The sequence below is a fragment of the Deltaproteobacteria bacterium genome, assembly GCA_029210625.1.
Classification (GTDB): domain Bacteria; phylum Myxococcota; class Myxococcia; order SLRQ01; family SLRQ01; genus JARGFU01.
Genome location: JARGFU010000019.1, coordinates 1 through 22259 on the forward strand (window position 1 = coordinate 1; position 22259 = coordinate 22259).

Here is a 22259-nt window from a genome sequence, read left to right on the forward strand (position 1 = left end):
GGGGACCACCGCGGGCGCGGGCGCCGGGGCGGGCGCGGCGGGGGGCGGCACCACGGGCGCCGGAGCGGCCGGCTGCGCCGGCGAGGTGGCGCCGGTGGAGATGGCGTTGGCCTGATCCACCACCTGGAAGAAGGTGGCGAGCTCGGCGATGTTCCCCAGGCGCTTCCAGGTCTCACCCGAGCGCGAGATCTCATCGTCCCGGCTGACCTTCCGCTCGACGATCCACTTCTGGAGGGTCGTCAGGTCCTTGAAGGTGTAGACGTCCCCGCTCTTGGTGCGGATCTGCCAGGGCTTGTCGCTCGCGGAGGCGGCGAGCGGCGGCGCGACCGGCTCGGTGTAGGCCACCGAGCGGCGCCGCACCCGGAAGACGTTGTCGCACTCGGTGCAGCGGACGGTGACCCCAGCGTCGGTGAGCTGGGCCTCGTCCAGGTCATAAACCGTCCCGCACTTCTCGCAACGAACGTCCATGGTCTCCTCTCACACTCCCGCACGAGCCGCGCTGCGGCCACGTCGCACGCGCTCTTCAGGGTGTACGCTTCCCCCGTTTCTCACGCAACGCCTTCAAGCGGCCCCGGATCTTCCCGGCGCGCTTCTCCTCGCCCAGCGTCTCGTAGACCTCGGCCAGGGCCTCCAGGGCCTCCGGGCTCTCCAGGGTGTCGACCGCGCGCCGGTAGGCGATGACCGCGTCGACCAGCTGCCCCTCCTTCCGGGCGCGGGTCGCCTGGCCCATGAGGGCCTCGTAGGCCGCCCGCTGGTCGACGGCCGGATCGCCGGCGTCCTCCACCGGGGCCACCCGCCCTCCACCGATGGCGTCGAGGCCCAGCGCGTCGAAGGGGACCCAGCCCGAGAGGTCCACGACCTGCAGGGTCTGGACGGCGACCAGCACCGAGACCAGCATCAGCAAGGTGGCGAGGACCGCCGCCGCCGACCAGCCCACCCCGGCGCCCTCGCTCGGGTCGGCGATCGGCGCGGCGGCCGCCCGGAGGGCCACCGAGAGGCCGGTGGGCTCCCGGGAGACGGCCCGCGGGGCCTGCATCGAGCGCAGGGAGTCGGGGTCCTGCCAGGTGCGGCCGTCGGAGGAGACCTCGGCGCCCGGATCCGGGTGCGCGCCCAGGTAGTTGTGGACCTCCTCCATCGAGTCGAAGTTGCGCACCGTCCCGTCGGAGAGGCGCAGCTTCCAGGCCCCGGTGAGCTCCTCGCTCGCGGCCCCCTCGACCGTCGCCGGCGCGCCGCTCTGGGCCCGGATCGCGCTGGTGCCCCGGGAGGGGCCGCCGGGCATCGGGGTCGGCATCGGCGTCGGGGTGGGTTCGCTGAGGGCCGGCGTCGCCTCGAGGTCGGCGAAGGGATCCACCTCGAGGCGGCCCTCGCTCCCGCCCCAGGGATCGGCCGGCTCGCCGAGCTGCGGGAGGGTGTCGAGGTCCTCCTGGGTGCCGATCCCGGGCGGGAGCGGATCGGGCGGGGCGGCCTGCAGTTCCTCGTAGGCCGTGCGCTGGCTCCCGGTGACCGCCAGCCCGGGCAGGGGCGCGGCCTGCGGCGCGGGGGCGGGGGCGGCCGCCGGCATGGGCGGTGGGCTGGCTCCCGGGGCCCCGGGGATCTTGAAGACGATCTTGCAGCGCGCGCACCGCACCTTCTTGCCGGCCGTGGCCGTACCTTCCGGGATCTCGAAGGTCGTCTTGCAGGAGGGGCAGGAGAGCCGCATGAAATGCCTTTCGCGCGTCGAAGCTACCACAAGAAGGGGGGTGGGTCGCCAAACTGACGCCCCGGAGGACACCCTCGAGAGGGAGGGGGTGTCGTCTTTCAGATCACCTCGACGAAGCGCGCGATGACCTTCTTGCGGCCCACGCCCTCGAAGTCGACGGTGAGGCGGGCCTTGTCGCCCCGCCCGTCCACCTCGGCGATCCGCCCCTCACCGAAGGTGCGGTGCCAGACCCGCCCTCCCCGGCGGGGGATCCCTCCGCCGCGCTCGTGTTCGGGGCGCTGATCGAAGGCGTAGTCCACCACCACCTCGCCGGGCTCGGGGTGGACCACCTCCTCGGCCAGGGCCTCCGCGGCGTCGGTCAGGGCGTCGAAGTCGTCCCCGGCGGGCGGATCCACCGCGTCCTCGTCGAAGAGCCCGCGCTGGCGGCCCCGGTAGCCGGAGAGCCCCTGGCGGTGGGCCTCTCCGCTCCACCCCGGCTCCAGCAGGCTGCGCTGGGGCCGGCAGGCCGGGTCGATCAGGTCGGGCTCGATGTCCTCGAGGAAGCGGCTCGGCCGCTTCACCTGGCGGCTCCCCATCAGGAAGCGCGAGCGGGCCCAGGTCAGCACCAGCTCCTTGCGGGCGCGGGTGAAGCCGACGTAGCAGAGGCGCCGCTCCTCGGCCATCTCCTCCGGGTCCCACTCGGTCTCCCCGACCACGAAGGCCCGGCTGTGGGGGAAGGTGCGCTCCTCCATCCCGACGATCACCACCGCGTCGAACTCGAGGCCCTTGGCGGCGTGGAGGGTCATCAGGCTGATGCGGTGCTCGTCCTGGGACTGACCGTCGGCGTCGCTCGTCAGCGCCATCTCGTCGAGGAAGTCGGCCAGGCTCGCGCCCCGGCCGCTGCGCTCGGTGGCCGCCCCGAGGAGGGCGTCGAGGTTCTCGAGGCGCTCGCGGGACTCGTCGCTGTCCTCGGCCCGCAGCGCGTCGCCGTAGCCGGAGGCCGCGATGGCGGCCGCCACGATCACGTCCGGCGCCTGCTCTTCCATCGCCCGGTGGTGCAGGTCGTCGATGAGCCGATGGAAGGCGGCGAGCTTGGCCCGGGCGCGGTCGGCGAGGCGGCCCTCGAGGCGGGGGGAGACGAGCGCCCGGTAGGCGCTGGTGCGCTCCTGGCGCGCCGCGATCAGCAGGGTCTCGACGGTCTTCTTGCCGATGCCCCGCCGCGGCGTGTTGATCACCCGCAGCAGGTCGGCGTCCGAGTCCGGCGAGAGGGCCAGGCGCAGGTAGGCGATCAGGTCCTTGATCTCGGCGCGCTCGTAGAAGGAGCGGCCCCGGACGATGTGGTAGGGCAGCCGCGCCGCCCGCAGGGCGTCCTCCAGGACGCGGGACTGGGCGTTCACCCGGTAGAAGATGGCGATCTCCGGGAGCGGGTACTCCTCGGAGAGGCGCTCGACGGTGGCGGCCACCCAGCGGGCCTCCTCCACCTCGTCGCCGCAGGCGATGACCTTGATGGGCTCACCGTGCCCCGCGTCGGTCCAGAGCTTCTTGGGCTTGCGGCCCCGGGCGTGGCGGATCACGCCGTGCGCGGCGTCGAGGATGGTCTGGCTCGAGCGGTAGTTCTGCTCCAGGCGCACGACCTTGGCGCCGGGGAAGTCGCGCTCGAAGGAGAGGATGTTGGAGATGTCGGCGCCCCGCCAGCGGTAGATCGACTGGTCGTCGTCGCCCACCACCACCACGCTGGTGTCGGGCCCGACCAGCTCCTTGAGGAGCGCGTACTGCACCACGTTGGTGTCCTGGTACTCGTCGACCATCACCTGCCGCAGGCGGGCATGGAAGTCGGCCTTCACGTCCGCGTGCTCGCGCAGGAGCAGGACCGGCAGGCGCAGGAGATCGCCGAAGTCCACCGCGCCGGCGCGCTGCAGCTCCTCCTGGTAGCTGACGTAGACCTCCCGCATCCGCTCGCCGACCAGGTCGAAGTGGCCGATCTCCATCTGCGAGGGCCCCTGCCCCTTGCCCTTGGCCTGGTCGATCCGGGCCAGCGCATCCCGGGGCGAGAAGGCGTCCTCGTCGAAGCCCAGGTCCCGGAGGATGCGCCGCATGAGGGCGCGCTGGTCCGAGTCGTCGTAGATGACGAAGCGCTCGGGCAGCCCCAGGCGGTCGCCGTACTCGCGCAGGATGCGCACCCCGGCGGCGTGGAAGGTCGAGAGCCAGAGCCGGCGCGCCGGGGCGCCCATGAGGGCCTCGCAGCGCTCGCGCATCTCGGCGGCGGCCTTGTTGGTGAAGGTCACCGCCAGGATCGACTCGGGCGGGATCCCGGCCTCCTCCACCAGCCAGGCGATGCGGTGGGTGATGACGCGGGTCTTCCCCGAGCCGGCGCCGGCGAGGATGAGCAGCGGCCCGTCCACGTGACGGGCCGCCTCGAGCTGGGGGGGGTTGAGACCGCTCAAGGGGGGAAGGTTACTTCTTCTCGCCCCCGTCGTGCTCGCCCTTCGGGTCGCCCACGGCATCGAAGGTGTCGTCGGTGGACTCGTCCACCGCCACCGCCTCCGCCTCCGCGGCGGCCTCGGCCTCGGCGGCCTCCCTGGCGGCCTTCTCGGCCCGCTCCTCGGCGGCGTGGTAGACGCCGCGCAGGAGGAAGAGGCCGATCGGGGTGAGGGCGGCCATGCCGCCGATCCACCACCAGATCATCTGGTGATCGGGGTAGTTCCCGTAGACCCCATCGACGCCGAACTCGGGCGCGTAGCCGGAGAGGAGGAAGCCCGCCATCGGGCCCGCGATGAACTTCGCGCCGAAGTAGGGCAGGTAGGAGAGCGAGATGTAGGAGCCCTCCCGCCCCGGGGGCGCGATCTCCGCGGTGAACTGCATCAGCCGCGGCGACCAGATGGCCTCGCCCACGGTGAAGGTCATCACGAAGATGACCATCGAGAGGTAGTAGGGATCGCGCATCCCCACCGGGACCTCGAGCCAGCGATCGTAGATCACCGCGCCGAACCAGGTGTCGGTGAGGCCCGCGAAGGTCTCCACCGGCAGGACCACGAAGAAGATCGAGCCGACCGAGACGATCGTGCCGATCAGCAGCATCCAGTAGGAGCGCACCTTCCGGGTGAAGTAGGCGATCACCGGCACCAGGAAGACGATCATCATCGGGTTGAGCACGCCGAAGATGTTCCCGACCAGGGAGCCCGCGCCGAAGTAGCGGATGCCGTAGGAGGGCCAGGTGATGTGGAAGTGGAAGAAGGTCAGCCGCGCGAAGACCGTGATGGCGATGAGCAGGATGAAGACCCAGAAGACCCGCTGCATGAAGTTCTCACCGAAGATCTTCACGGTCTCCATGACCTTGGACTTGCCCTCGGCCATGAAGCGGGAGAGCAGGCTGCCCCGTGGACCCTCGCTGGCGACCTTCTCCTGCTTCTTGGGGAAGCGGATGCCGGCCTCGGTCATCTCCACGCCGTCGCGCATCCAGAGGATGGCGGCCAGGTCGGGGAGGTTGATGAAGAAGCCGAGGCCGAAGATCACCTGCCAGGGGGTCAGGGTGTCCCCCAGGAAGTTCATCGTGCCCATCTCACCCATGTTGATGCGCACGACGTCGAAGAGCGCGGCGCCGATGGCCCAGCCGACGTTCATCAGGGTGTAGAAGAGGCCGAAGCCCAGGGCCGCGCCCTCGATGGTGGTGAAGCGCTTGATGCCCACCGAGAGCACCGGGCCGGTGATGGCGATGCCGATGCCCAGGGGGATGAAGCCGAAGATGGTCGCCATCCAGATGTCGTTGGCGAAGGGCATCACGGCGCGGGAGAGGAGCAGGGCGAAGCTGCCCAGCAGCAGGGTCTTCTTGATGCCGATGGCGTCGCAGATGGCGCCCACCGCCATGGTGGTGGCGGTCACCACGGTGGACCAGACCGAGTAGTAGGTGCCGGCCCCGATGTCGCCCAGCCCGATGTCCTCCCGGAGGTAGAACATGAAGGCCAGCTGGGCCGCGCCGTAGGCGCTGTACTCGGTGACCTTGGTGAAGAAGAGGATGTAGAGCTCGCGGGGCGAGCCACCCAGGCCCTTGGCGTAGGAGAAGAGGATGTAGACGAAGCCCAGGAGCAGGGCGACGGCCACGATCATCAAGGAGATGTCGAGGGTGTCGCCCCGGCCGCCGCGGATCCGGTCGAAGAAGCTCGTGGTCGACTGGAGGTCGAGGACCCTCAGGCCGTCCTCGGTCTCGATGAGGGCGGCGTAGAAGGGCATCTCGAAGCCGTCCTTCATCTTCGCCGTGCCCTTGAGCTTGAAGCCGCCCTCGAGGCTGGTGGACTCGCCCCACTCGATGGACTCGGCGGCGAGGAACTCGTCCCCCTCGAGCTCGGCCTTCAGCTGCTCGGCGTCGCGCTCCTGCTTGAGCATCGCGCTGGTCCCGGCCCAGGCGGCCTCGACCTCACCGGCCCGCATCTTCTCGAGGAGCGCTTCGACGATGGCCGAGGCCTTCAGCTCGTCGGTGGTCGGGCGGACCACGTCCACGATCTTCTGGTCGGCGGTGAAGGTCACCTTCACGACCTTGGAGCGCGGCACCCAGCCCTCGGCCTCCCGGGGCTTGTCGGCCACGGTGATGATGCCGAAGAGCTCCCAGGCGGCCACCGGGGCCCCGTGGTCCTCGGCGGCCTCCTCACCCTCGGCGGCCTTCTTCGGGGGCGCGGCCTTGCGGACCTCGTCCCAGCGGATCTTCTCGACCGGCACGAAGCCATGGCGGCGCAGTTCATGGATCTTGGCGCCGGCCTTCTCGGGCTTCTCCAGGATGGCTCGCAGGCTCTTCTTGGCGTCGGCCTCACCGGCGGCCAGCGCCTTGAGCTCGGCGTCGAGCTCGGCGTCCTTGGCCTCGGGGGTGGGGGAGATGTGCCCGGAGAGCCCGCGCAGGAGCTTCTCGGCGCTGGCGCCCAGCGCCTCGGTGGACGGTCCCTCCGCCGGAGCTTCCGCCTCCGCCTCGGCCTCAGCGCCAGCCTCCGCCTCCGCCTCCGCCTCCGCCTCAGCCTCGGCCTCCTCGCCCTCGGCGGGCGCGACGGCCTCGCCCTCCGGGGCGGCGGGAGCCTCGGCGACGGCCTCGGCGGCGACGGCAGGCGCCTCGGCGGCGGCCTCGTCCTGGGCCTGGGCTTCCTGCCCCGGGCTGTAGCTGGTGGCCATCAGGATCCCGAGGGCCATCACGATCGTGAAGGTCAGGCGGAAACGACGGGTCCGACGGGCGAAGCGGAGGAGGGCTTTCATGAGGGCTCCCGGCCAGGCAAGAACGGTTGTCGATCGGCCTTCTCGTGGGAGAGGGCCTCTCGAGGGCTGCCCTGTATCGCAAAGGCGGGGCCCATTGGGCAAGCCGCCGGGGCCCGGATCGCGGCGATCTCGACGGGGTGGTCGAGAAGGTGACAGATTACGCCAGCAGCCTACAGTGGCTCCGTCCACCCACACCGGGCGGACGGATCGATGCGCTCCCTAGACGATCCAGATCATCTCCCGATCACCACGATCATCTCATCGATGAGGTCGAAACTCATGAAGATCCACACCTGGCTCGCCGTCGCCGCCTCCTGCACCGCCCTGCTGGTGGCCGCCGCTCCCGGCAGCGCCGAAGCGGCCAAGAAGGCCAAGCCGACGCCGGCCAAGAAGGCCAAGCCGACGCCGGCCAAGAAGTTCAAGACGGCGCCCCTCCCCGCCGGGGTCGAGGTCGGCTGGTCCCACGCCCCCTTCGAGATGGGCGAGTGCAGCATCTGCCACGCCAACAGTGATCCGAAGAACCCGGGCCCGATCAACGCCAAGCCCAACGAGCTCTGCCTCAACTGCCACGAGCAGATCGGCGAGATCATGGAGCAGCGGGCGGTGAAGCACGGGGCGGCCCTGGAGTCCTGCGTGGGCTGCCACAACCCCCACAACGCCAAGGAGCGGATGCTCCTCTACACCTCCCCGGCCAAGACCTGCCTGAACTGCCACGAGGACATCGGCAAGATCATCAAGGAGTCGAAGGTGCAGCACGACTCCGTGACCGCCGAGAAGGCCTGCCTGAATTGCCACAACCCGCACGCGTCGAACGTGGAGAACCTGCTGGTGCAGCTCCCCTTCGACCTCTGCGTGAACTGCCACGGCAAGGACGACATGAAGGCCTCGGACGGCAAGGCGATGACCAACTTCCTCAAGCTCCTCAAGGACAACCCGGTCCACCACGACCCGGTCGCCGAGAAGGACTGCTCCGCCTGCCACAAGCCGCACGGCTCGGAGCAGTTCCGCCTGCTGCGAGAGGACTACCCGGGCAAGTTCTACGCCGACTACGACCCGACCAACTACAAGCTCTGCTACGGCTGTCACAACGATCAGATCATGGACAAGCCGAACACCACCACCCTGACCAAGTTCCGCGACGGTGACCGCAACCTGCACTTCGTGCACGTGAACAAGGCGGACCGCGGCCGCACCTGCCGCGCCTGCCACGAGGTGCACGCCTCGAAGGAGAAGCACCAGATCCGGGAAGGCGTCCCCTACGGCAAGAGCGGCTGGGTGCTGAAGGTCAACTACGAGCAGACCCCCACCGGCGGGCGCTGCGCCAAGACCTGCCACACGGCCAAGGAGTACGTGAACGGTGTGGGGAGCAAGTAGGTAGATGGGAGTGCGCTTCGTGTTCGTGCCCAAGTTCGTCGTCTTCGCGGCCCTCTTCGCCACTGCTGGCGTCGCGGCCGAGAGCCACTCCTTCAGCAACTTCGAGATCGGAGACACGATCCCGCAGGCCAAGCTGCCGACCCTCGCCGGCAAGGTCGCGCCCCTCGTCGATCCGAAGCAGAAGATCTCCGTCTTCTTCTTCGTGCGCCCGGGGCAGGAGAACTCCGAGACGGTGCTGGAGGAGATCGCGAAGTGCGAGACCGAGTTCGCCGACCGCCCGGTTCATTGGGTGGGCATCGTCTCGGACTACTACCCGAAGGCCGACTCCCAGGCGATGGTGAAGAAGTCGGGGGTGAAGGCCCCGATCCTCATCGACAAGGGTGACGCCCTCTACGGCAAGCTCGGGGTCCGCCTGCACCCGGTCATCGGCATCGCCAGCGGCGACAACAAGCTGCTGGCCTATCAGCCCTTCCGCCGGATCAACTACTGTGCGCTGGTGCGCGCCCGGGTCCAGCACGCCCTGGGGGACATCGACGACGCCCAGCTGCAGGCCGTGCTCGAGCCGCCCAAGGCCACCCAGGGCGGCGACGTGGCCGTCGCCAAGCGCAACCTCAAGTTCGCCGCGATGATGCGCAAGGCCAAGAAGCTCGACAAGGCGCTCGAGCTGGCCCAGAAGGCCATCGAGACGGCGCCCGAGTTCGCCCCGGCCCACGCGATGGTCGGTGACATCCTGGCCGAGCAGAAGAAGTGCGAGGCCGCCAAGCCCCACCTGGAGAAGGCCCTCTCCCTCGACGCCGAGGACGAGATGGCGAAGGCGGGGATGGGCACCTGCGGCTTCGGCCCGGCCCCCGAGAAGGCAGCCGCTCCGGAGGCGACCCCGGAGCCCGAGAAGGACGCCGCCCCGGAGGCGACCCCGGAGCCCGAGAAGGACGCCGCCCCGGAGGCGACCCCCGAGCCCGAGAAGAAGGCCACGAAGGCCGAGTAGACCGCTTCCGCGCTCGTCCCGATCCGCTCCCCGGCCTCAGCGGCTGCAGCAGGCGCCCTTCCCCTCCTCCTGGACCGGCGGACAGGGGGTGTCGCCGTAGGAGCAGAAGACGCAGCAGTCGCCCGGGAGGGCCTTGAGGAGGGCCCCGCAGCCCGCGCAGTCGTGGAAGAAGCGGCAGGCGTCGGTGGGCATCTCCTCGCGGCTCTGGTGCCCGCACTCGGGGCAGGTGAGCACGCTGTGGAGCTGGACACTGGCGCAGGCCGACATCGTGATCATGTTTACCCCGATCATGAGCCGCCTCGCATCCTTGAAACAGCGCCACGCCGAGCTGCGGGATCGCCGCTGGTACCGGTGGGGGACCGACCTCCTCCTCGTCGCGGTGGCCATCGTGCTGATCTCCGCCTGGCAGACCCGCGGCCACGTCCGGGACGTGCCCCTGCCCGAGCTCACCCTCCAGACCCTGGACGGCGAGCCCCTCGCCCTGGGCTCCCTGGAGGGCAAGCCCACCCTCCTCGCGTTCTGGGCCCCCTGGTGCGGGGTCTGCCGGGCCGAGTCCCCGAACATCTCCTGGGTGCAGGAGCTGGCCGGCGAGAAGGCCAACGTCCTCTCGGTGGTGGTCTCCTACGGCGAGCTCGCCGAGGTCCGCGGCTACGTGGCCGCGCAGGAGGTCGACTATCCGGTCCTCCTGGCCGGCGACGCCCTCGCCGCCGAGCTGAAGGTCGCCTCCTACCCGACGGTCTACTTCCTGGACCGGGAGGGCAAGGTGAAGGGCTCGGCGGTGGGCTACACCACCACCCTGGGCCTGCTCGCGCGCCTCTTCCTCTGAGGGCTCGCCCCGGGCGGACGCAGCTCGACGCTGGCCCCCGGGGGGGCCAGCGCCCGCAGGGAGGCCGCCGAGAGCAGCCCGGCCAGGGTCGGTGTGAGGGCGCCCTCCGGGACGAGGCGGCAGAGCGCCCGCGGCGGCAGCGCCCCGAGCAGCTCCCGGAGGCGGGCCTCGACGGTCTCGCGCTCTCCCTCGAGCGAGAGCCGCCCCTCCACCATCGGACGCGCCGGCAGGGGGACGAAGCGCTGGCGCCGGAGGCCGCCCTCATCGAGCTCGAGGAGGAGGTAGCCCTTGGTCTCGGCGGCCTCGGCGAAGGCGGTGCGCTCGATGCTGCCCGGGTAGAGCACCGGCGCGGCGAGGGGTCGGCCCGCGAGATCACGGCGCAGGATCTGGTGGCGGTGGATGTGCCCGCAGAGCACCGCGGCGAAGCCCCGGGGGATCGCCCGGCCCGGCAGGACCTCCTCCCCGCCGCGGAAGGTGTAGTCCACCGGCCCCACCCGCGCGCCCTCGACGGCCTGGTGGAGGCAGAGGAGGCGGAGGTCGGCCTCCACGTCCCGCCAGCCGGTGGCGGCGAGGAGCCCGGGGAAGCGAGCGCGGATCGCCCGGGCGAAGGGGAAGCCCACCAGCGCCACCCGCCGGCCCCGAACCTCCAGGGTGTGGGTGGCCGGCCGGTCGAAGATCGTGACGCCGGGGTGCAGGGCCAGCAGGGGGTGGGGAATGGCCCCACGCTCGTGGTTCCCCGGCACCACGAAGACCGGCACCCCGGCGTCGGCGACCTCGAAGAGGGGCTCGAAGGCCAACCGGGTCAGCGAGGGGGGGATCTTCGAGCGGAAGAAGAGATCGCCCCCGTGGACCACCAGATCGACCTCTCCTCGCCGGGCGGGCGCCAGCGCCGACCGGTAGTTGGCGAAGAAGTCGGGGCCCCGGCGGGGCCTCTCCACCCGCGGGCGCCGGGGCGCGTCGAGGCCCAGGTGGGTGTCGGCGAGGAGGAGGAGGCGCAGGTCCATGGGCCTCCAAGCTAGCCGGGGCCCCTGACACCGGTTGCCGGGTGTGGCGCGCGGTCCCTACACTTGTGGGCAGGGACGAATACAAGGAGGTCGAGATGACCGCGCTCGAGACCGTGGGTCAGCACATGGACACCCATGTGCCGACGCTCTCTCCGACCCAGCCCATCCTGGAGGCGATCCGCTTCCTGGTGCGCCACCGGGTGACCGGCGCGCCGGTGGTGGACTCCGAGGGCAAGCTCCTCGGGATCCTCAGCGAGAGGGACTGCCTGGGTATCTTCACGGCGGAGGGGGGGGGCCTGGGCACCAACGCCACGGTCTCCGACTTCATGACCACCGAGGTCGTGACCGTCACCCCGGAGATGAAGATCGGCTACGTCGCGGGCCTCTTCCTGCGGCACAGCTTCCGGCGCCTGATCGTCCTGGAGAACGAGAAGGTGGTCGGCGCCATCACCCGCTTCGACATCCTGCGCTACACGGCCTACTGTCTCCCGGGTTGAAGACCCGCGAGAGCAGCCCGGACCGCCGCCCGACGTCGGCCCGGGGGGCGTGACCGGGATCATTTGCATGACCCCGGGTCGTGCATAGGTTAGTTATCGCTACGGTTTTCCGGGGGCCCCGAGGGGGGGTCCGTCCGAGTCCCCATGGGAGGGGAGACGAGATGAAGCTCCGCTGGACTGCTCTCTTCACGGCCATCTGCGGCCTGCTGCTCCTGGCCGTGCCGGCCCGCGCCGGCTCGCCCACCCTGACCACCATCACGGTGGATGGCTCCTTCGGGGACTGGGCGGTCGTGCTCGCCAACCCCCTGCAGGTGACCCTCGACGGGGACGGCTCCAGCATCGACTGCGCGGTCTCCGCCGACCTCGACTGCCCGGTGGGGAGCAAGGGCCGCGATCTCTACCGCTTCGCCTGGACCTACGACGCGACGAACCTCTACCTCTACACGGAGCGCGTCAACCAGGGGTCGGGGGCCAAGCAGACCTTCTACTTCTTCATGGACCTCGACGGCGACGACCTCATGAGCCCCACCGACGAGGTGGTGCGGGTCGGCTGGCAGGACAACAACGACCTGAGCGTCGACCTCTACGCCTACGCCCCGGCCGTCCCGCCGACCCCCGACCCGATGGAGGACGGCGCCGGCAACGCCGACGGCTACGACATTGCCGGCGGCATCGGCGCCAACCTCTGGACCTCTCCGGATCAGCCCGGCACCAGCACCCTGGCGATGGAGTTCATGGTGCCCTGGAGCCAGATGGGCGTCCCCGCGGGCACCCCGATCCACTTCCACGTGGCCGCCGGCACCGTGGGCGGCTACGAGGACAACCTCGGCGGACCCAACGGCGGGATCGGCCTCTTCGGCAGCACCGAGATCCTGGTGAGCCCGGACAACATGGGCAACATCGCCGGCCCCGGGACGATCGAGTACGTCCACTCCGTCTCGAACCTGGGCAACCAGGACGACACGGCGAACCTCTGGGCGGTCTCCAACCGCGGCGCCGCCGTGGAGCTCTGGGCGGACCTGGACTCCGACGGCAACCCGGATCAGCTGATGGCGAGCGATCCGGAGGGCGACGGCGTCTTCCTGCCCGCCGACGTGGTCCCCGCCTGGGACACCGACGCCGACGGCCGGCCCGACACCGGCAACCTCCTGCCCGGCGCCAGCTTCGACCTGGTGCTGCGCCTGACCTTCGCCTCGGGCCTCGACGGCGTGGACGACACCACCGAGCTCTTCGGTGAGTCGCGCCTGGACCCGAGCGTCCGGGGCAGCGCCCTCGACGTCACCGCCCTGGGCCTCTTCACGATCCAGCCGGGCGGCGTGCGCACCGGGGTGCAGGGATTCCCGGTCCCCCACCCCACCAACGTCCACAACAACGGCGTCTCGGATGACCGCGGCGAGTTCGAGCTGGTGGCGGCCGGGGGCTGGTCCTCTCGCCTCTACTTCGACACCGACGCCGACGGGGTCGGCGACGTCCTCCTCGGCGAGGACACCGACGGCGACGGCGTGTGGGACAGCGTGCCCGGTGACACCGACGCCGACGGCTTCCCCGACACGGGCCTCATCCCGGCGGGGAGCAGCCTGGGGCTGGTCCTCGAGGTGGACGTCCCGCTGACGGCCCTGGTGGGCGACTTCACCACGACCGTCGTGCGGGTGATCCCGGACTCCAACCCGGTCCGAGCCCACTCCGCCGCCTTCGTGACCCGGGCCTCGAGCGCCCTGCTCATCCTCCCCGACTACAGCGCGGTCGCCCTCACCGACCTGGCGGCCCAGGCCGGCGCCTCGGCCTTCTTCCCTCACGAGCTCATCAACGCCCAGCCCCTGGCCGACTGCATGGGCTTCCTCACGACCTCCGGGAACGGCTGGACGACCCGGGTCTGGTCCGACCCCGACGGCGACGGCTCCATCGCGGACGGAACGCTCATCACCAGCACCTGCCCCACCGTGGCGGCGGTCCCGGCCTACGGGGGCTCCTTCCACTTCATCGTCGAGGTCATGGTCCCGGCCGGCACCCCGGTGGGCAGCACCGACACGATCACCGTGACCGCCACCTCGGAGACCAGCCCCACCGTCTTCGACACCGCCACCGACGAGCTGGCCGTGGGCACCCTCGCGACCTACCGGGACCCCTCCCTCCTCTTCTTCAGCAAGCAGTTCACCAACTGCACCCCGGTCTACGCCTACGCCGCGCCGCTGGTCGCCTCCGAGGCCGCTCGCTACCAGTTCACCTACACCGATCCCCTCGCCGTCGATCAGCGCAGCGCGCTGGTGCCCACCGACGGCCGCGGCCAGGCCTTCGACAGCTACACCTTCGGCACCGCCGACCCCCTCGGCACCTGGACGGTCACCGTGACCGACACCAGCAGCGGCACGCCGGTGGACTCCATCGAGGTCGTCCTCGAGCGCAGCGGCGCGATCGCCTTCCACGCCCCGGTGGCCTCCGTCTTCGGGGACGGGCAGACCGTCGCCGGCACCGCCACGCTGCTCTCCACCAACACCAAGGCCGTCTACGAGGGCGCCTACGTCGACTTCACGGTGATCGACCCCTCGGGGACCCTCTACCTCACCAGCGCCGGCACCTTCGCCGCCTACACCGGCGCCGAGGTCACCCGGGTCGAGAACAGCATCACCCTGGCCCCCCTCGACACCCACAACGCCGGCTGGGCCGTCCCCACGGTGAGCTTCCCCGCCCTGGGGATCTACTCGGTCGTGGCCACCTGGCGGACCTCCTGCGGGACGGAGATCGCCAGCGACACCACCACCTTCGAGGTCGTGCCGCCCCCGCCGGTGATCACCACTCCCGCCGACGGCAGCAGCGTCCCCACCACCACCCTGACCCTCTCGGGCAGCGCCGAGCCCGGCGCCACCGTCGAGGTCTTCGACGGCGGCAGCTCGATCGGCACGGTGGTGGCCGACGGCGCGGGCGCCTGGTCGCTGGTGGTCTCCTCCCTCTCCGAGACGACCCATCCCTTCACGGCCCAGCAGACCGTCGCCGGCTCGACCAGCGGCCTCTCCGCCCCCGTGCTCGTCACCGTGGACCTCACCGCGCCGGCGACGCCGACCCTCACCGCGCCCACCGACGGCTCGCTCGTCACGACGACCACCCCCACCTTCACCGGCACGGCCGAGGCCGGCAGCACCGTCACCGTCACCGTCGATGGCGCCACCGCCTGCACCACCACCGCCGACGGCGCGGGCAGCTGGTCCTGCACCGCGGGCGCGGCCCTGGCCGAGGGCGCCCACACCCTGAGCGCCACCTCCACCGACGCCGCGGGCAACGCGACCTCCACCGCCGACCAGAGCTTCACCGTCGACTCCATCGCGCCCGTCGCCCCGACGATCGCCGCGCCCACCGACGGCGCGACCCTGGCCACCGACACCCCGCCCTTCAGCGGCACCGCCGAGGCCGGCACCACCGTCACCGTCACCGTCGATGGCGCCACCGCCTGCACCACCACCGCCGATGGCGCGGGCAGCTGGTCCTGCACCGCCGCCAGCGCGCTGGCCCAGGGTGCCCACACCCTGAGCGCCACCTCCACGGACGCCGCGGGCAACGCGACCTCCACCGCCGACCAGAGCTTCACCGTCGACACCGTGGCCCCCGCCGCCCCGACGATCGCCGCGCCGGCCGACGGCGCGACCCTGGCCACCGACACCCCGACCTTCAGCGGCACCGCCGAGGCCGGCACCACCGTGAGCGTCACCGTGGACGGCAGCACCGCCTGCACCACCACCGCCGACGGCTCGGGCAGCTGGTCCTGCACCGCCGCCAGCGCCCTCGCCCAGGGCGCCCACACCCTGAGCGCCACCTCCACCGACGCCGCGGGCAACGCGATCTCCACCACCGACCAGAGCTTCTCCGTCGACACCGTGGCCCCCGTCGCGCCGACCCTCGACGCGCCGGTCGACGGCGCCGTCCTCGCCACCGACACCCCGACCTTCAGCGGCACCGCCGAGGCCGGCACCACCGTGACCGTCACCGTGGACGGCAGCAGCGTCTGCACCACCACCGCCGACGTCGCCGGCACCTGGTCCTGCACCGCCGCCGCGGCCCTCGCCCAGGGGCTCCACACCGCGAGCGCCACCTCCACCGACGGCGCGGGCAACGCCACCTCCACCGCTGACCAGAGCTTCACCGTCGACACCGTGGCCCCGGCCGCCCCGGTCATCGCCGTGCCCTCCGACGGCGACATCCTCGCCACGGCCCGCCCGAGCTTCTCCGGCACCGCCGAGCCCGGAGTCACCGTCAGCGTCACCGTCGACGGCGCCGTGGTCTGCACGGCCACCGCCGACGCCGGCGGCAGCTGGACCTGCCAGCCCGGCGCGGACCTGGGCCAGGGCGCCCACACGGTCAACGCCACCGCCACCGACGCCGCGGGCAACAGCGCCACCACGGCGGACCAGAGCTTCACCGTCGACACCCTCGCCCCCGCCGTCCCGACCATCGACTCGCCGGCGGACGGCGCGATCGTCGCGACGAACACCCCCACCTTCACCGGCACCGCCGAGGCCGGCAGCGCCGTGACCATCAGGGTCGACGGCGTCATCGCCTGCACCACCACCGCGGACGCCGCCGGCACCTACAGCTGCACCGCGGGCGCGGCCCTCGCGGAGGGCGCCCACGGGGTCGTGGCCTTCTCGAGCGACGCCGCGGGCAACAGCGTCTCCTCCCCGAGCCAGGGCTTCACCGTCGACACGATCGCCCCGGCGGCGCCGACGGTCACCACGCCCGCCGACGGCGCGATCCTGGCCACCAACCTCCCGACCTTCACCGGCACCGCCGAGGCCGGCAGCGCCGTGACGGTCACCGTCGACGGCAGCCTGGTCTGCTCCGCCACCGCCGACGCCGCGGGCGCCTACGCCTGCACCGCCGGCGCGGCCCTGGCCGAGGGCGCCCACAGCGCCGAGGCCACCTCGACCGACGCCGCGGGCAACAGCGCGACCTCGACCCCGAACGGCTTCACGGTCGACACCCTCGCCCCGGCCACCCCGACCCTCGACAGCCCGGCCGACGGCGACACGATCGCCACCGACAGCCCGACCTACGCGGGCACCGCCGAGCCCGGCACCACCGTGGACGTGACCGTGGACGGCAGCGTCGTCTGCACCGCCACCGCCGACGCCGCGGGCGCCTGGACCTGCACGGGCAGCAGCCCCCTGGGCGAGGGCAGCCACACGGTGAGCGCCACCGCCACCGACGCCGCGGGCAACGCGACCTCCACCGTCGACCAGGGCTTCACCGTCGACACGGTCGCCCCGGCGACGCCGACGATCACCACCCCGGCCGACGGCGCGATCCTGGCCACCAACCTCCCGACCTTCACCGGCACCGCCGAGGCCGGCAGCGCCGTGACGGTCACCGTCGACGGCAGCCTGGTCTGCTCCGCCACCGCCGACGCCGCGGGCGCCTACGCCTGCACCGCCGGCGCGGCCCTGGCCGAGGGCGCCCACAGCGCCGAGGCCACCTCGACCGACGCCGCGGGCAACAGCGCGACCTCGACCCCGAACGGCTTCACGGTCGACACCCTCGCCCCGGCCACCCCGACCCTCGACAGCCCGGCCGACGGCGACACGATCGCCACCGACAGCCCGACCTACGCGGGCACCGCCGAGCCCGGCACCACCGTGGACGTGACCGTGGACGGCAGCGTCGTCTGCACCGCCACCGCCGACGCCGCGGGCGCCTGGACCTGCACGGGCAGCAGCCCCCTGGGCGAGGGCAGCCACACGGTGAGCGCCACCGCCACCGACGCCGCGGGCAACGCGACCTCCACCGTCGACCAGGGCTTCACCGTCGACACGGTCGCCCCGGCGACGCCGACGATCACCACCCCGGCCGACGGCGCGATCCTGGCCACCAACCTCCCGACCTTCACCGGCACCGCCGAGGCCGGCAGCGCCGTGACGGTCACCGTCGACGGCAGCCTGGTCTGCTCCGCCACCGCCGACGCCGCGGGCGCCTACGCCTGCACCGCCGGCGCGGCCCTGGCCGAGGGCGCCCACAGCGCCGAGGCCACCTCGACCGACGCCGCGGGCAACAGCGCGACCTCGACCCCGAACGGCTTCACGGTCGACACCCTCGCCCCGGCCACCCCGACCCTCGACAGCCCGGCCGACGGCGACACGATCGCCACCGACAGCCCGACCTACGCGGGCACCGCCGAGCCCGGCACCACCGTGGACGTGACCGTGGACGGCAGCGTCGTCTGCACCGCCACCGCCGACGCCGCGGGCGCCTGGACCTGCTCGGGCAGCAGCCCCCTGGGCGAGGGCAGCCACTCGGTGAGCGCCACCGCCACCGACGCCGCCGGCAACGCGACCCCGACCACCGAGCAGACCTTCACCGTCGACACGATCGACCCGGCGGCTCCGATCATCACCGATCCGGCGGACGGCAAGACCACCAGCGACACCACCCCGACCTTCAGCGGCACCGCCGAGCCGGGCGCGAGCGTGGACGTCACGGTGGACGGGAGCACCGCCTGCACCACCACCGCCGACGCCGCCGGCACCTGGTCCTGCACCGCCGGCGCCGCCCTGGCGGAGGGCACCCACACGGTGAGCGCCACCGCCACCGACGCCGCCGGCAACACCGGCACCTCCCCCGATCAGGCCCTCATCATCGACACCGTCTCACCCGCCGCGCCGGTGATCACCGCCCCGGTGGACGGCGCCGCCACCAACGACACCACCCCCACCTTCACCGGCACCGCCGAGCCGGGCACGAGCGTGGACGTCACGGTGGACGGCAGCACCGCCTGCACCACCACCGCCGACGCCGCCGGCGCCTGGTCCTGCACCGCCGGCGCCGCCCTGGCGGAGGGCACCCACACGGTGAGCGCCACCGCCACCGACGCGGCCGGCAACACCGGCACCTCCCCCGATCAGAACCTCACCGTGGACACCACCGTCCCGGCGGCCCCGGTGATCACCTCTCCGACCGAGGGCGAGTCGGTGGGCGACGACACGCCCGTCATCACCGGCACCGGTGAGCCCGGCGGCACCGTCACGATCACCGTCGACGGCACCCCGGTCTGCACCGCCACCGTGGACGCCTCCGGCAACTGGTCCTGCACCCCCGGCGCCCCGCTGGACGAGGGCAGCCACACCGTCGGCGTCACCCTCACCGACCCGGCCGGGAACACCACGCCCGGCACCGACGTCTCCATCGACGTCGACACCACCGCTCCCGCGGCCCCGGTGATCACCGATCCGGCGGACGGCGCGATCCTCGACGCCTTCTCCTTCGACATCACCGGGACCGCCGAGCCGGGCGCCACGGTCGACGTCTACGTCGACGGCGCCTACGCCGGGACGACCGCCGCCGACGCCAACGGCGACTGGACCTTCACCGTCACCGCGGCCGCCGACGGCACCTACGTCCTCACCGCCACCGCCACCGACGCGGCGAGCAACACCTCCCTCGCCTCGAACGCGGTCACGGTCACCCTCGACACCACCGCGCCGGCTCCGCCGGTCATCGACACCCCGACCGATGGCAGCACCGTGGGCACCTTCACGCCCACCCTCGAGGGGAGCGCCGAGGCCCTCTCCCGGGTCGACGTCTACCTCGACGGCGCCCTCCTCGGGACCGTCGACGCGGACGCCGCGGGCCGCTTCACCCTGCCGGTGCCGAGCCCCCTGGCCGAGGGCACCTACGAGGCCCACGCGGAGTCCACGGACGCCGCGGGCAACGCCTCGGGGGTGGGCCCCTCGATCACCTTCACGGTCTTCGTCGAGGAGTGCGGCAACGGCCGGATCGACACCGGAGAGAGCTGCGACGACGGCGACCTCGAGGGCGGCGACGGCTGCTCGGCGACCTGCCAGGGCGAGAGCGGCTGGGTCTGCGGGGGCGAGCCCAGCGTCTGCCAGGTGGACGTGGACCTCGACGGCTTCGCCGACGTCTCGGACAACTGCCCCGATGTCTCGAACCCCGACCAGACCGACACCGATGGAGACGGAATCGGCGACGCCTGCGACAGCGACGTGGACGGCGACGGCTTCGACGACGACCTCGTCGCGGCGGGGGGCGGCTGCAACTGCAGCAGCACCGAGCCCTCGCGGCCCTCGCTCGCCCTGCTCCTGCTGGCCGGCCTGCTCCTCTTCCGGCGTCGCCGCGCCTAGCCGTCCCACTCCCTCGTGAACACCCTAGAGAGGCTGAACATGATGGTGCGCAGAGCGCTCCCCGCCCTCCTGACGATCGTCGGGCTCCTCGGTACCGCCCCGGCCGTGGCCCAGACCAGCGAGCCCAGCGGCTTCGACATCCAGCGCTTCCGGACTCCCCTGGATCACCTGGGCCTGCTCGACCTCGAGTGGGGCCGGCTGCCGACCGACGAGGGCTGGGAGGCCGTCGCCTTCCTCCACTACGTCAACGATCCCTTCGTCCTCTACCGCCAGGGCGACGATGGCTACGCGCGGGTCGCCCCCCTGGTCTCCGATCGCCTCGATCTGGACCTCGGCGGCTCGGTGGTGCTGCTGCCCTGGCTGCAGCTCGGCCTGGGCACCCGCCTCACCCTCTTCCAGACCCGCCCGGAGGAGGTGCCCGGGGTCGATCCCTCCCTGGAGAAGCTGCCGGTCCTGGGCCTGGGTGACCTGCGCCTGGCCCCCAAGCTCTCGCTGCTGAAGCAGGAGCTCCACCACCTCGACCTCGCCTTCATCCTGGGCGCCTCCCTGCCGATCAGCCCGGGCCGCAACTACCTCGGCGAGCGCTCGGCCACCCTCACCCCCGAGCTGGCGCTCTCCCGGGAGGACGGCGCCCTGCGCTACGGCCTGAACCTCGCCTACCTGCTGCGCGGCCGCACCGACGTGCTCGGCCTGCGAGTGGACGACGAGCTGCAGTACCGCCTCGGCGTGGGCTACGACCTCGAGGAGCTCGTGGGCCAGAAGATCGAGGCCCAGCTCGCCCTCTCCGGCGCCCAGGCCCTCTACGCCGAGGAGTTCGCCTCGCCCCTCGAGCTCCTCCTCGGAGCCCACTGGGACCTGCCCGACCTCCCCTTCCGGGCCCACGCCGGCTTCGGCGTCGGCCTCACCCACGGCTACGGCGCCGCGGACTTCCGCATCTTCCTGGGCCTGCGCTACGTCCACGCCTGGGCGGCTCCCAAGCCCGACCTCGACGCCGACGGTGTGCTCAACGAGCAGGACGCCTGCCCGAAGATCGCCGGGCCGGTGGAGAACCGGGGTTGCCCCGACACCGACGGTGACGGCGACGGCGTGGTCGACCGCCTCGATCGCTGCCCCGAGAAGCCGGGCAAGGCCGAGGACGACGGCTGTCCGCGCCTGGATCAGGACGAGGACGGCCTCCTCGACGAGAAGGACGAGTGCCCCACCGAGCCGGGCCCGGCCGAGAACAAGGGCTGCCCCGATCAGGACGGTGACGAGGACGGCGTCGTCGACCGCCTCGACGACTGCCCGCAGCAGGCGGGCCTCGAGGTGAACCGCGGCTGCCCCGACGAGGACGTCGACGGGGACGGGAAGGTCGACCGCGAGGACGGCTGCCCCGAGCAGCCCGAGGACGTGGACGGCTTCGAGGACGAGGACGGCTGCCCCGACCTCGACAACGACGAGGACGGCGTCGTCGACGGCCACGATCGCTGTCCGCTCGAGGCCGGCATCCCGGAGAACCACGGCTGCCCCGACACCGACCGGGACGGCGACGGCGTGGTCGACCGCCTCGACAACTGCCCCGACGAGGCCGGCGTCCCCGAGCAGCAGGGCTGCAAGAAGAAGCAGCTGGTGATCATCCGCGAGGCCAAGCTCGAGATCCTGGAGAAGGTCTTCTTCCAGAGCGGCAAGGACGTCATCCAGAAGCGCTCCTTCGCCCTCCTCGACAACGTCTTCGAGGTGCTGAAGTCCCACCCCGAGATCGGGAAGATCCAGGTCGAGGGGCACACCGACGACCAGGGCAACGACGCCTTCAACAAGAAGCTCTCCCAGCGGCGGGCGGAGGCGGTGCGCACCTACCTCTTGAAGAAGGGCATCGCCGAGGAGCGCCTGGAGGCCATCGGCTACGGCGAGGAGCGGCCGGTCGAGCCCAACGAGACCAAGGAGGGCCGCGCGGCGAACCGCCGGGTGGAGTTCGTCATCCCGGACACCCGGGAGACGACGACCACCCTCGAGGCGACCCCGGTCGACGCCGAGGAGGCGGCCCCGGTCGAGGAGACCCCCCCGGTCGAGGCCACGCCCGAGGAGTAGCCCCAAGAGAGGAGCCGCGGGCGGCTTCAGGCCCCGCCGCGCCAGTCGCCGAGGGCCTCGCCCCGCAGCAGGTGGATCGCCGCCAGGAAGCCCGGTGAGGGCTTGTTGAAGCGCAGGCCCCAGCGGCTGCCCGCGAGGGCCCGGATCACCCGGGCGTCACAGACCCGCTCGCCGTCCCGGGAAACGAGGGTGAGCCGGACGACCGAGCCGATCTCCAGCCCCCGCTCGCAGGCGATCTGCGCGCCGCTGGCCGAGAGGTCGAGCACCTGCACCTCCTCCTCCTCGCCCTCGACGAGGAGGCGCCCGGGGAGATCCACCGGGAAGCGCAGGGTCTCCCCGCCGACGTGCCGGTCCTCGGGGGCGGCGCGCCGCAGCGCGAGGCTGAGCGCCTCCATCCGCCGCTGGATGAGGATCTGGCGGTAGAGGACCGCCACCAGCACGACCGAGAGCACGGCCACCGCGATGGTCATCGTCGT

General features: G+C 72.1%; 13 protein-coding genes. 6 read left to right on the forward strand and 7 right to left on the reverse strand.

The genetic code is table 11. From position 1 onward, the window contains the following. From P1V51_17485 to P1V51_17500, 4 genes are all read right to left on the reverse strand, one after another. A partial coding sequence (locus tag P1V51_17485) for a zinc-ribbon domain-containing protein (GenBank protein ID MDF1564839.1) occupies positions 1-468 on the reverse strand: 468 nt, incomplete at its 3' end. A 55-nt stretch (positions 469-523) separates the two neighbouring features. Beyond that, positions 524-1699, reverse strand: coding sequence for a zinc-ribbon domain-containing protein (locus P1V51_17490; GenBank protein ID MDF1564840.1), 1176 nt, complete (start codon positions 1697-1699; stop codon positions 524-526). Positions 1700-1797: 98 nt separating this feature from the next. Beyond that, entirely contained in the window at positions 1798-4122 is a 2325-nt protein-coding gene (locus P1V51_17495) for a UvrD-helicase domain-containing protein (protein MDF1564841.1), read from the reverse strand. A 10-nt stretch (positions 4123-4132) separates the two neighbouring features. Next, positions 4133-6910 carry an MFS transporter gene (locus P1V51_17500; protein ID MDF1564842.1) on the reverse strand — a complete coding sequence of 926 codons (2778 nt, stop codon included), beginning with the start codon at positions 6908-6910 and terminating at the stop codon, positions 4133-4135. A 264-nt stretch (positions 6911-7174) separates the two neighbouring features. On the opposite strand from P1V51_17500, the gene P1V51_17505 reads away from it, so the two are divergent. Next, complete coding sequence (locus tag P1V51_17505; protein MDF1564843.1) at positions 7175-8284, forward strand: cytochrome c3 family protein; 1110 nt, start codon at positions 7175-7177, stop codon at positions 8282-8284. A gap of 4 nt (positions 8285-8288) precedes the next feature. Next, positions 8289-9269 (forward strand): redoxin domain-containing protein, encoded by a 981-nt coding sequence (locus tag P1V51_17510; protein ID MDF1564844.1) that lies wholly within the window; start codon positions 8289-8291, stop codon positions 9267-9269. 36 nt (positions 9270-9305) lie between these two features. Here the strand turns inward: P1V51_17510 and P1V51_17515 are convergent, their stop codons facing one another. Further along, positions 9306-9560 (reverse strand): GDCCVxC domain-containing (seleno)protein, encoded by a 255-nt coding sequence (locus tag P1V51_17515; GenBank protein MDF1564845.1) that lies wholly within the window; start codon positions 9558-9560, stop codon positions 9306-9308. On the opposite strand from P1V51_17515, the gene P1V51_17520 reads away from it, so the two are divergent. Then, positions 9559-10095, forward strand: coding sequence for a TlpA disulfide reductase family protein (locus P1V51_17520; protein MDF1564846.1), 537 nt, complete (start codon positions 9559-9561; stop codon positions 10093-10095). The genes P1V51_17515 and P1V51_17520 overlap by 2 nt on opposite strands. Here the strand turns inward: P1V51_17520 and P1V51_17525 are convergent. Beyond that, positions 10053-11099, reverse strand: a complete 1047-nt coding sequence (locus P1V51_17525; protein MDF1564847.1) for a DNA repair exonuclease — start codon at positions 11097-11099, stop codon at positions 10053-10055. The genes P1V51_17520 and P1V51_17525 overlap by 43 nt on opposite strands. Before the next feature lie 95 nt (positions 11100-11194). On the opposite strand from P1V51_17525, the gene P1V51_17530 reads away from it, so the two are divergent. The 3 genes from P1V51_17530 (at position 11195) to P1V51_17540 (ending at position 21783) form a co-directional block, all read left to right on the forward strand. Beyond that, positions 11195-11596, forward strand: a complete 402-nt coding sequence (locus tag P1V51_17530; protein ID MDF1564848.1) for a CBS domain-containing protein — start codon at positions 11195-11197, stop codon at positions 11594-11596. A gap of 161 nt (positions 11597-11757) precedes the next feature. Then, a complete protein-coding gene (locus P1V51_17535; protein MDF1564849.1) occupies positions 11758-19716 on the forward strand; it encodes an Ig-like domain-containing protein in 7959 nt (2652 codons plus the stop codon). Between the two features lie 39 nt (positions 19717-19755). Next, positions 19756-21783, forward strand: a complete 2028-nt coding sequence (locus P1V51_17540; protein ID MDF1564850.1) for a thrombospondin type 3 repeat-containing protein — start codon at positions 19756-19758, stop codon at positions 21781-21783. Positions 21784-21809: 26 nt separating this feature from the next. Here P1V51_17540 and P1V51_17545 read toward each other — a convergent pair whose 3' ends face one another. Then, a complete protein-coding gene (locus tag P1V51_17545; protein MDF1564851.1) occupies positions 21810-22253 on the reverse strand; it encodes a PilZ domain-containing protein in 444 nt (147 codons plus the stop codon). Positions 22254-22259 lie beyond the last annotated feature (6 nt).

Coding starts and splice junctions, on each gene's coding strand:
- P1V51_17490 (MDF1564840.1), bottom strand. CDS start 1,699: ATGCGGCTCTCCTGCCCCTCCTGCAAGACGACCTTCGAGATCCCGGAA.
- P1V51_17540 (MDF1564850.1), top strand. CDS start 19,756: ATGATGGTGCGCAGAGCGCTCCCCGCCCTCCTGACGATCGTCGGGCTC.
- P1V51_17510 (MDF1564844.1), top strand. CDS start 8,289: ATGGGAGTGCGCTTCGTGTTCGTGCCCAAGTTCGTCGTCTTCGCGGCC.
- P1V51_17515 (MDF1564845.1), bottom strand. CDS start 9,560: ATGATCGGGGTAAACATGATCACGATGTCGGCCTGCGCCAGTGTCCAG.
- P1V51_17525 (MDF1564847.1), bottom strand. CDS start 11,099: ATGGACCTGCGCCTCCTCCTCCTCGCCGACACCCACCTGGGCCTCGAC.
- P1V51_17520 (MDF1564846.1), top strand. CDS start 9,559: ATGAGCCGCCTCGCATCCTTGAAACAGCGCCACGCCGAGCTGCGGGAT.
- P1V51_17535 (MDF1564849.1), top strand. CDS start 11,758: ATGAAGCTCCGCTGGACTGCTCTCTTCACGGCCATCTGCGGCCTGCTG.
- P1V51_17530 (MDF1564848.1), top strand. CDS start 11,195: ATGACCGCGCTCGAGACCGTGGGTCAGCACATGGACACCCATGTGCCG.
- P1V51_17500 (MDF1564842.1), bottom strand. CDS start 6,910: ATGAAAGCCCTCCTCCGCTTCGCCCGTCGGACCCGTCGTTTCCGCCTG.
- P1V51_17505 (MDF1564843.1), top strand. CDS start 7,175: ATGAGGTCGAAACTCATGAAGATCCACACCTGGCTCGCCGTCGCCGCC.
- P1V51_17545 (MDF1564851.1), bottom strand. CDS start 22,253: ATGACCATCGCGGTGGCCGTGCTCTCGGTCGTGCTGGTGGCGGTCCTC.